Origin of the sequence: Anabaena sp. PCC 7108, from assembly GCF_000332135.1 — a bacterium.
Taxonomy (GTDB): Bacteria; Cyanobacteriota; Cyanobacteriia; order Cyanobacteriales; family Nostocaceae; genus Anabaena.
Genome location: NZ_KB235896.1, coordinates 788,767 through 799,897, shown reverse-complemented (window position 1 = coordinate 799,897; position 11,131 = coordinate 788,767). Strand labels below are relative to the sequence as shown.

Here is an 11,131-nt window from a genome sequence, read left to right as displayed (position 1 = left end):
AAATGATAGATAATTTCGATTGGTTAACACCTGAGAATTATGGTAAGCCAGTTATACCAGAAAAAGAACCTCCCTTAGTAGTTCTAGCGTTAGAGACTTTAAATAATGCTGAAGATCAAGTTTTGCGAGATTGGATAGAAAAAGTATTTCCTAATATTCTTGATTACTTCAGTCTTAAACCAGCCAAGGGAATGAGTTTAGAAGCGGCTAAGGAATTGGCTGTTAATGCTAAACCAGATAAAAAGGAAAAAACTATTAATACATTAGTTGAACATAAAGATCAAAGTTTAGCGGTGCATCTTTTAAATGCTGTTGTTGGTGGTTGGACTCTAGTTAAATTAGCTAATTTAGAGGAACTACAACAACGGCTATATTTAGCTGCTGTGACTCTGCACGATCTCAATAAAATTGTACTCAAGGAATTGGGTAATGCGCGGATGGATGGTAAAGAATGGGATAAATACTACCATTATTTTAATATTTGGGCAGAAAGTTTGGGACTGTGGAAATTTATTAGCAATGAATATTGGCAAGATATAGCTTTTCTTGCTCAAAATGCTGAAGATGCAAGAGGAGCAAATTTGACTCTTGCTAATTTCCAAGATATAAAATTATCTCCTGAAGATTTAATAGGGTTAGCTGAATTTGTCCGTTTTGCTGATTTATTAGCTTCTATGGCTTATCGTCCAGATAGTTTATATCAAGAAAAGATTCGGGCAATTGTACGACGTAGGTTAAAAGATAAATATGTTATTCGCCATCATCGTACAATAGAAAATAGGGGATTATTAACTCAAACTATTCACAATATAGTATTAGATAAAGCTAGGGAAATTGGATGGATAGCTTTTTTATTCTTCCCTGATGGAATTACATACTTTGCACCAAAGGATAGTGAAAAACCAGATTTATCTAATCTAGCTGAAATAGTGCGATCGCAAATCCTAAAAACTGCTGATAAAGGATTGAATCGTTTAATTTATCGTCAACCAAAAGGTATTATCAGTTGCAAACCAGATATGAAAGAAGTAGCTGATGTAGAACGTGCGTCAGAAACTCTCATTAAGCAACTTTTTAATATACTTGGCGATAAACGAACCCCTGTAACTGGTGAAAGGAGAGAAAAAATTAGGTCTATTCCTGAATTAGCAGATTTAGATTGGAATTATCCAGCTAATTTACAAGTTGATAGATTAGCAGAAGGCGTTAGAGGGTTAGTAGATATCCTTAAAGAATACTATGGAGTAACTGAAGATAAGGCTATCCAAAGTTTACTTAATGCTTTGGATATGAACGAGTATTTAGAAACTTTAAAACGTATTCCGGCTCTTGGTGGTGTACCTCATGGGTGGTATTTCTTAGCTGGTCATTATATGAGGAAGCATGGCAGCTTAAATGATGCTGAACTTGAAGATAAAATGTTAAAAGCTATCCACCAAGTTATTACAGAATGGGGTAAACCGGAAGGAATAACAGCGTTTGCTTTTCTTGATAGTTACATTGGTCAAGTTTTGGATATTAGTGACAGTGATAAAAAACATGATTTTGAAAAAGAGTTGAATCGTTATCACCGAAACAAAGCTAACCGTAAGCGTGAACCAATATGTGCTGTTTGTAATAGTGCGTTTGATGTACGAGAGGAATTTTCTAGTTACACTAACAAACGAGTTACAAGCCTTTCTAAAGAGTCTTTACGTGGAATTTGTACAGTTTGCCAAGCTGAAAAATTGCTTCGTAGTTATTCTTTAAACCGAGGTTTAGAAGCTGATGATGATATTATTTATCTGCATCTTTATCCAGATTACTATTTCACCCCAGAAACTGCTCTCATCATGAACCGAGCCTATAAAAGCTTTGCTCAAAATGTCTTTTCTGATTTAGATAAAGAGTTAGCAAAACATAACTATGACCCTAAATATATCCCTCGTACAGATGTTTTTAGAATAGGTGCTGATTCTAAAGAAAATGAGAAACGGCGAGTTGAAAAAGTGGAATATCCAGAAGGACAAATGCACGGTTATTATCTTTTAGGAGTTCCGGCATTATTTAAAAAACCAACTGATACCGAAGTATGGCATATACCAGCATTACTAACATTAATTGCACCTTTAACCTTTGGAGTTAAAGTAGTTGCTAGTCGTTCAACTCTTCCACCATACGACTCAGGAGCAGATTTTAAAGAAACTGTGATTTTGGATGGTGTACATACCTACTGGCAGCACAGCATCAAAAAATCTAGTTTCCGTTTAGATGAATTTATTACTGCTATTCCTGCGGCTTTTGCTGTCTATGCTTTAACATCCCAAGCATACCGCGATAGTAGAAATTTTCCTGTCTGGAATGCTTTAAATAATGTTTCTCAATCTTTGGATACTAGCCCTTTGTATGTATTTCACTATGCAGATCGCATACTCGAAAATATCAAAAAGGAGGAACGCAAGAAAAAATCAACTCAGCTTAGTGATCCAGCAATTATTGTTGCAAAAAAATTGCTGAATTATTACCAACTTTTGATTAATTATTATCAAGGTGATGACCCCATGAACATGATTCGAGAGTTAGTTGATAAATATGCTCGTTTTTATCGAGCATCAGGTAAAAATTCCTCTGCATATACAAGGCTTCGACCTTTAAATATAGCAGCAAAAGTCATCTTAGAAAGTCAACCAAATACTGCTGAAGATGACCTGCAATTAATGATAGAGGGTTACTTATTTTCTCTAGTAGATGGTGTACTAAATAACAACAACGAAGGTTATATACCCTCCGAAGTAGTGAAGGATAAAAGCCAGCGTGAAACTGTCATTCAAGACTTTTCTCAATACTTTGTTAAAGAAGTATTTCAGAACTATTGTAGGGCAGAGCGATCGCTTCTCAGACAAAATATCAATCTGATTCGTCATGCGTCGGAGGCTTGGTATATCAAACAGTACATCAAAAAACCTGAAGAAAAAACACAAACATCAGAAAATAAGGAGTTAAATTAATGTTTGAACAGTACAAAAAACATTTTCAAGAATCTATTCCTCGCATTCCTGGAGCTAAATATGCTCACTTTATAGTTCTCAGAGAAACAGATTCTTATGCAGTATTTAAAACTGATGGAGAACTCAATGTAGCCAGAGTTAGAGCAGGACTTAATGATTCACAAGCAATTAGTCGTTTAGTGCTTTTCAAACGTAAGCAAACCACTCCTGAACGTTTAACAGGACGTGAATTATTGCGGCGTTATGAAATCTACGACCAGATCAAACTCCAACATAAAAAAGACTGTGCTTACAATGAAAATCCTTGTGGAGTTTGCCCCGACTGTGTTATTTACGGTTATGCAGTAGGTAAAGGTGGTGCAGATAATTCTGGTTCTGAGAAATCCAAAGTTTTTATAGACTCAGCTTATGCTGTTCCTAAATATGAAGAATCTCACGGAACTTTTACCTTGAATGCACCCTATGAAGATGGGACAATGACACAAGGAACAGACACCACTAATCGTTTTAGTGAACAAGATCATGTGTTACCAGAAGTTCCTTTTCCTAGTGTGGTTACATTACGTGATCCAACACCAAATAGCTTTTTATATCTCTTGAATAATTTGCAACGTACCAAACGTTATGGCGCTCAAACTACACGAACTGGACAAGTTAGAAATACAGTTGTAGCCATAATCTTTGCTGATGGTGAAATTTTCAGCAATTTGCGATTAACTCAAAAAATTTACGACATTATCGGAGATGTTTTACCTCCTTATGAAACAACTTTTCTTAAATCAGCTACAGAACAAGCTGTTAATGAATTAATTCAAAAAGACGGAGTTTTTTATGAATTAATTTCCAAAGAATCTCTTGTATCTCTTCAAGATGAAGCTCAATCCATTCTGGGAAATGAAGATAATTTCAAACAATGGATGAACTCATTAACACAAGATACTTTAAATTATGCAAAAGCAGCAGGTGTTTTGAAAGAAGAAAAAGCAGAAAATAGTACCAATAGTAGAAGTCGAAGGAATAAAAATAAAACAGATGAAGGGGAGGAAACATAATGTATGCAAATTTATCGTCTTCTTCTTACATTGCAAGATCCTTTGTATTTTGCTACTCGTGAATTAGGTAGGCTTTATATAACAGAGCAATATTTACATAATTATGCTCTGACTTATGCTCTTGGTTTAGCAAAAAGCAGCTATTCTGATGCAGAACATATACCCCATTATGAAAGAGATTTAGAACCTCTCAATCATCAAGGGATTTATATTACACCTGCGCGTCCTTATGTTACACCTGAACGTCCTTTAGGATCTGCTTATGTTACCCACACTTATAAATGGGCTAACCTCAATTATCACGTCAAAATGGAGCAAATTAGTAAGAATATTCCAACTTATGGACGTATTCGTGAATTAGCTCCAGAAAGTCAATTTGAGTTTTTTCTTATCTCTCAAAAAGAAATCAAATTACCTAAATGGATTCGTTTAGGTAAATGGATGAGTAAGGCAGAAATCACGGTTGAAAAATTACTCCAACCAAAAACAAAAACTGATTTATTCACCTGTACTCATCCTTTAAATCCCTTAGATGTCATGTTTACTAATCAAGTGATTAGTTATGATGTGGTAAATATGCCTCCAGTTAGTCTCATTCAAAATGTGCAAATGCAAGGAGAATATTACTATTTTGATGATATCAAAAATGTAAAACTCCCCAAACAAATGCAATACCGTTTTCGGAGTTAGTTATTTACCAAAACCTTTACCGCTCTTCTTTATTTTAGGAGGGCGTGAAGGCATTAATTCAGTCAAAAGACTACCACGATTTTGCAACATTAATTTACGATTTCGCTCACGTTGATAAGTAGCTATTTCTTCTGCATGGGGATGATCTGGATCTATTTTGAGATGGGTAATAGAAACTACATATTGCGCTTTATCTTCATCTTTGGGATTATCGTTTTTGCTGACTAATCTGCACATAATGCCTCCTTCATCTCCAGAGTAATCTACCCAATCAATTTCAAATTCTTTCTCTGGATTTATTATGTCTCCTCTCTTCTTCAACATTTTCAATAATTCTTTTTCAGCCTTGACTTTAATTGGTAAGCTGGCTTTTAATTTTTCAGTGAGTGCCTTTGCTTCAAGATAATTATCAACTTTCATTTGTTTTACTCTTTATGCAACCTTTATTAATTTATACTCTCAATCTCTCTTAATTTTCATTATCTATTTACAAATTGTCTCACTCTGCAAAAAATATGCCCCACAGTCTCATTCTCAACATCACCCCCCAATCTCCCATTTACCCCAATTTCCTCACCGGCAGACATTATCACGCCTTGTTTCTTAACCTAGTCAGTTCTGTTGATAAAAAATTAGGCGACTACCTCCACGAATCAAATGCGGATAAAGCCTTTACTCTTTCCCCTTTACAGATACAAAACAAAAATAAAAACCAATCTTATACTTTGCAATATACCCATCAAAACCCTATTCCTGCCGGTGCTTCCTGTTGGTGGCGAATATCATTATTAAATGACAACTTATTTAGTCAACTCACACCTTTATGGTTGAATATTAACCCGGAACAACCTTGGCATTTGGGTTCAGCTAATTTATTTATTACTAGCATTCAAGGTACACCTCAATCTACTCAACCTTGGGCTAATGCTTGTAGTTATCATCAACTTTATCAACAAGCAAGCGAACAAGAACGCAATCTTAATTTCATTTTTTCTACACCTGTAGCCTTTCGTCAAGGTACATTTGATAATGTTTTACCAACCAAAGAATCTGTATTTAATAGTCTGCAAAATCGCTGGAATAAATATAGCGGAATTGAATTAAATAATATTTCCCTTGAGTCAGTTTATCCTAGTGCTTTTAACATCAAAACAGAAGTTATTAGCAACTATGAAAATAAGTTTATTGGTTGTTTAGGTGAAATTAGTTATCGCATTCTTGGCAATGTAGAAGCAATAGGAATTAAGCAAATTAATGCTTTATCTGATTTTGCTTTATATGCAGGAATAGGACGTAAAACGACTATGGGAATGGGCATGGTGAGAAGAAGGTGACAGGGAACAGGTGACAGGTGACAGTTAAGAGGGAAGAGGGAAGAAGTAAGAAGTAAGAAGAGAAGAGGAGTTATTTATGAAGATTGAATCACATCGAGATTTAATTGTTTGGCAGAAATCAATGGATATGGTAGTGAATATCTATCAATTAGCTACTGGATTTCCAAATACAGAAATTTATCGTCTTACTTCACAAATTACTCGCGCTGCTGCATCTGTTCCAGCAAATATTGCAGAAGGTCATGCACGAGGAACAACTAAAAACGACTTTGCACATTTTTTGTCTATTGCTAAGGGTTCTTTAATGGAAACAGAAACTTTTTTAATGCTTGCAGTTAGGTTAAATTATCTAACTTCAGAACAAGCAAATCCCACATTATCTTTAATAGTAGAAATTAGTAAAATGCTTACTTCTCTGAGGTTTAAAATCTTAAATACTCCATAAAAAATTTCTCCTAAACTATTAACAAATATTCACTTATTTGAATTAATTAACTATGGCTCAACAACAAACTAACTCTCTTCCTACTACCTCCTCTTCGCTGTCACCTGTCACTTGTCACCTGTCACCTAATGAATACGTTAATATCGCATCCTTAAATCAATATTCCTATTGTCCTCATCGTTGTTGGTTAATTCATTGTGCAGGTGAATTCATTGATAATCAATACACAATTGAAGGCACAAGTTTACATGAAAGAGTTCACACTGTGGGAGAACAAAACCGTGAGGAAACTTGGCAGATACGCGCCATTTATTTGAAATCAGATCAATATCAATTAATTGGTAAGTCTGATTTAATTGAATTTGAAAATGGCGAATTTTACCCAATTGAATACAAAAGAGGACGTAAAGGAGAATGGGATAATGATGAGTTACAAGTTTGCGCTCAGGCTTTGTGTTTGGAGGAAATGACGGGAAAAAATATCAATTCTGGTTATATCTATTATGCCCAAACTCATCAACGTAAATTAGTAGAAATTACGCCGGAATTACGAGATAGTACCATTGCGACTATTGAAGCTGTGCAAATGTTGTTATTTATAGGTGCAATGCCAAAAGCTGTAAAAACAAAACGCTGTGATGGTTGTAGTTTATATTCTCGATGTTTGCCACAAGTTGCTGATAAAGTTGGACGTTATCAAGAAGCAAATTGATCAATTAAAAATTGATCAGGACTTACGCAACTGGCATATTGGTAGGGTGCGTCAGATATCAATAATCTGTTTATTTGCAGGATTTATGCAGTCTGACGCACCCTACAACAGATTTTTAGTGTGACACTTGCGTAAGTCCTAATTGATGCAAAAAACCAAAACATTTCTAAAACTCTTTTTACTGTCACCTGTCCACTGTCACCTATTTTGAGGATTTAATCATGGGAACTCTTTATATTGTACAAGATGATGCTTTTGTCGGTAAGGTTGATGAACGAATTAATGTGAAGTTTGAAAAGAAAATACTTCAGGATATTCCATTTATTCATCTTGAATGTGTAGTTGTTTTAGGACGAGCGACTATTTCGCCGGCTGTTGTGGATGAATTGATGCAACGTCATATTCCCCTATCTTTTATCAATAAAATTGGTCACTATTTGGGACGTTTGCAGCCAGAAATGTCTGGTAATATTTTCGTTCGCAAAGCACAATGGCAAGCAGCAGGAGAAACACCTCAATCTATTCATGTTGTTCAAGGTTTTGTCAGAGGAAAATTAAAAAACTACCGTCAAATATTAATGCGTCGTCAACGTGAATCTGATGATGTTGATTTATCTAAAAATATTACTCGCATTGAACAGATAATTGATGCAATTAAGTCAACTGAAAATATTAATTCTTTGCGTGGTTTAGAAGGTTCAGGTAGTGCTGCTTATTTTGGTGGTTTCAATCAATTAATTCGTAATCCTGAATTTTCTTTTCCTAAGCGTGTCCGTCGTCCACCGACAGATCCGGTTAATTCTTTGTTGAGTTTTGGTTATTCTTTATTGCGTCATGATGTCCAAAGTGCTGTGAATATTGTGGGTTTTGATCCATATTTAGGATACCTACATTTTGATCGCTATAATCGTCCTTCTTTGGCTTTAGATTTGATGGAAGAATTTCGCCCTTTGGTGGTAGATGCAATAGTTTTATCTATTTTGAATAACCAATTATTAACACCGACAAATTTTATCGCTGAACCGTTAAGCGGTGCTGTTTCTCTGACTCCAGAAGGACGGAAAACTTTTTTGACTTTGTACGAAAAGAAAAAAATATCGGAGTTTAAACATCCGGTTATGGGGCGTAAATGTAGTTATCGAGAAGCTTTTGAATTGCAAGCGAGATTTTTGGCTAAGTATTTAATGGGAACAATTGATAAATATCCTCCTTTGTTTTTGAAATAGCTATTTAGGTAACAGGGAACAGGTGACAGGTGACAGTAAGAAAGCAAGAGTTTATTCTTCTTAATTACTCATCACCAATTACCAATTACTAATTACCAATTACCAATTACCAATTTATGAATGTTGTTGTTTCTTACGATATTTCTGAGGATAAACGCCGGACTAAAATCCATAGTATTCTCAAGTCCTATGGTCAATGGGTGCAGTATAGTATTTTTGAATGTCAGTTGACTGATACTCAGTATGCTAAGTTGCGATCGCGCCTCAATAAGCTGATTAAACCTGATACTGACAGCATCCGCTTTTATTTCCTTTGTGCTTGCTGTTATGGTAAGGTCGAAAGAATTGGTGGTGAACAGCCCCGTGATGAGACGATTTTCTTCGCTTAATGCGCGAGGGGGTGGGTGTAAAAAATTCAGGTTGTCAAAAAATGCCTGAAATCCTATCTATATAAGGCTTTGATTGATTTTTTCTTGTCCAACCCCTCGCGCACCTTACACAGCAAGGCTTTCAGCGTTTTTCCCTCTTGACACGATTCCTGAAATGGACTATGATGATATCGCTCGCGCAATTGAACCTTGAAAACTACATATATATAGGCTTTCAGCCTCCCGCTATTGCAATTTCTATTACTCCCTATTAGGGATTGAAACCATAACATTCTGAACAAACTTTAAGGACATACCAGATTGCAATTTCTATTACTCCCTATTAGGGATTGAAACTTTCTATTGCATTTACTAACATCAATTTTCAAAATTGCAATTTCTATTACTCCCTATTAGGGATTGAAACTGATGAACAAGTCTTAGAGGCTATCAAGCTAAAAATTGCAATTTCTATTACTCCCTATTAGGGATTGAAACTTAAAGCAGAAGATCAGTGGTTAACACAATGCTTAATTGCAATTTCTATTACTCCCTATTAGGGATTGAAACATAATTTCTCCACCTGGTGACCATAAAACCCAACTATTGCAATTTCTATTACTCCCTATTAGGGATTGAAACTATCTCTACCTTGTGCATATCACTATCCCCTAAAGCAATTGCAATTTCTATTACTCCCTATTAGGGATTGAAACAGGAAGGTTACTATATCTTCCCCTACTCCTTCTGATTGATTGCAATTTCTATTACTCCCTATTAGGGATTGAAACCTTAACATTCCAATAGCCAATTCTCTTTGTGCTTCAGGAATTGCAATTTCTATTACTCCCTATTAGGGATTGAAACAATACCTAACTTAGATAGAGCTTCTTTGTTTTGCTGCAATTGCAATTTCTATTACTCCCTATTAGGGATTGAAACAGGGTTACAGTAGGAGTCTAAGAAAGCATGGATTATTGCAATTTCTATTACTCCCTATTAGGGATTGAAACAGTAAACTAAATACTCCATATCCAATGAAAGCTATGGTAATTGCAATTTCTATTACTCCCTATTAGGGATTGAAACCTTCAGTAGACAACATTGAGGATGACAATTTAGCATTATTGCAATTTCTATTACTCCCTATTAGGGATTGAAACTAGATAAAGAAGTCACTAGATGTTTCTTAGGTAACTTAGAGATTGCAATTTCTATTACTCCCTATTAGGGATTGAAACAATTAAAAAGATTTACCTCTGATAAAGCTAGACTGATTGCAATTTCTATTACTCCCTATTAGGGATTGAAACGATGCAAGGGTGTAAAGGACTTGGCGCAGAAGCGATTGCAATTTCTATTACTCCCTATTAGGGATTGAAACTGACAGTGACAATCCTGTGGATGCTGATGAGATGGTAATTCAGATTGCAATTTCTATTACTCCCTATTAGGGATTGAAACCCATTTGTTCCAGTATCTGCTACAACGAGCGATCGCAATTGCAATTTCTATTACTCCCTATTAGGGATTGAAACGCTGAAGCTCTTGCTGTCAGCACGTTCCAGATTATATTGCAATTTCTATTACTCCCTATTAGGGATTGAAACAACGAAATAGTCTCAATTGCGATCGCAAGATTTACAGATATATTGCAATTTCTATTACTCCCTATTAGGGATTGAAACGCCCTGGCACTCCACGAACCGTAACGCATTCATATTGCAATTTCTATTACTCCCTATTAGGGATTGAAACATCTGGATCTAATGTTGCGCCTGAGTCGATTTTCGATTGCAATTTCTATTACTCCCTATTAGGGATTGAAACATGAGACTTCAACCCGCCCTGCCAATACCAAGAAATTGCAATTTCTATTACTCCCTATTAGGGATTGAAACTCTGTTGAAATATGCAAGCCTGTTAATCAACAATTTATTGCAATTTCTATTACTCCCTATTAGGGATTGAAACCTAATGGTAGGGGTTATTCCCTACCTTAACTTTTCACTGTTATTGCAATTTCTATTACTCCCTATTAGGGATTGAAACATTGATATCTAGTTTTGATTCAATAACTTTGAACTCAAATTGCAATTTCTATTACTCCCTATTAGGGATTGAAACCTTTTAAGCAAGTGCCTCTATGCGGACAAATCATGATTGCAATTTCTATTACTCCCTATTAGGGATTGAAACAATTCCAATTAATAAGATTAAACCAACTGAATGTCAGGGAAAATTGCAATTTCTATTACTCCCTATTAGGGATTGAAACATTCATATTCCCCATGATGGCAAAATTCAACTGCCAAAT

General features: G+C 35.4%; 9 protein-coding genes and 1 CRISPR repeat array (1 of these 10 cut by a window edge). Of the genes, 8 read left to right on the top strand and 1 reads right to left on the bottom strand.

Annotation, left to right across the window (positions count from 1 at the left end):
- The first annotated feature begins 2 nt into the window (after positions 1-2).
- The 3 genes from cas10d to cas5d are packed head-to-tail and all read left to right on the top strand — an operon-like array spanning position 3 to position 4,729.
- Complete coding sequence (gene cas10d, locus ANA7108_RS0104350) at positions 3-2,987, top strand: type I-D CRISPR-associated protein Cas10d/Csc3 (protein WP_016949546.1); 2,985 nt, start codon at positions 3-5, stop codon at positions 2,985-2,987.
- The gene (gene cas7d / locus ANA7108_RS0104345; protein ID WP_016949545.1) at positions 2,987-4,039 is read left to right on the top strand and encodes a type I-D CRISPR-associated protein Cas7/Csc2; all 1,053 of its coding nucleotides are present in this window, start codon (positions 2,987-2,989) and stop codon (positions 4,037-4,039) included. Before cas10d ends, cas7d begins: the two co-directional genes overlap by 1 nt.
- A gap of 3 nt (positions 4,040-4,042) precedes the next feature.
- Positions 4,043-4,729, top strand: a complete 687-nt coding sequence (cas5d, locus tag ANA7108_RS0104340; RefSeq protein WP_016949544.1) for a type I-D CRISPR-associated protein Cas5/Csc1 — start codon at positions 4,043-4,045, stop codon at positions 4,727-4,729.
- On the opposite strand, the gene ANA7108_RS0104335 is transcribed toward cas5d, so the two are convergent.
- Positions 4,730-5,149: a hypothetical protein gene (locus ANA7108_RS0104335; protein WP_016949543.1), complete on the bottom strand. Its 420-nt coding sequence runs from the start codon at positions 5,147-5,149 to the stop codon at positions 4,730-4,732.
- 95 nt (positions 5,150-5,244) lie between these two features.
- Between ANA7108_RS0104335 and cas6 the strand changes: the two genes are divergently transcribed.
- The 5 genes from cas6 to cas2 all read left to right on the top strand — a co-directional run bounded on the left by cas6 (position 5,245) and on the right by cas2 (position 8,835).
- On the top strand, positions 5,245-6,063 hold the full coding sequence (gene cas6 / locus ANA7108_RS0104330; RefSeq protein WP_016949542.1) for a CRISPR-associated endoribonuclease Cas6: 819 nt from the start codon (positions 5,245-5,247) through the stop codon (positions 6,061-6,063).
- 76 nt (positions 6,064-6,139) lie between these two features.
- Entirely contained in the window at positions 6,140-6,508 is a 369-nt protein-coding gene (locus ANA7108_RS0104325; protein WP_016949541.1) for a four helix bundle protein, read from the top strand.
- A 52-nt stretch (positions 6,509-6,560) separates the two neighbouring features.
- Positions 6,561-7,220, top strand: coding sequence for a CRISPR-associated protein Cas4 (gene cas4 / locus ANA7108_RS0104320; protein ID WP_016949540.1), 660 nt, complete (start codon positions 6,561-6,563; stop codon positions 7,218-7,220).
- A gap of 221 nt (positions 7,221-7,441) precedes the next feature.
- Positions 7,442-8,446, top strand: coding sequence for a type I-D CRISPR-associated endonuclease Cas1d (cas1d, locus tag ANA7108_RS0104315; RefSeq protein WP_016949539.1), 1,005 nt, complete (start codon positions 7,442-7,444; stop codon positions 8,444-8,446).
- A gap of 116 nt (positions 8,447-8,562) precedes the next feature.
- Positions 8,563-8,835 (top strand): CRISPR-associated endonuclease Cas2, encoded by a 273-nt coding sequence (gene cas2 / locus ANA7108_RS0104310; protein ID WP_016949538.1) that lies wholly within the window; start codon positions 8,563-8,565, stop codon positions 8,833-8,835.
- Positions 8,836-9,062: 227 nt separating this feature from the next.
- A CRISPR array of direct repeats spans positions 9,063-11,131; the repeat unit is 37 nt; unit sequence ATTGCAATTTCTATTACTCCCTATTAGGGATTGAAAC (it continues 108 nt past the right edge of the window).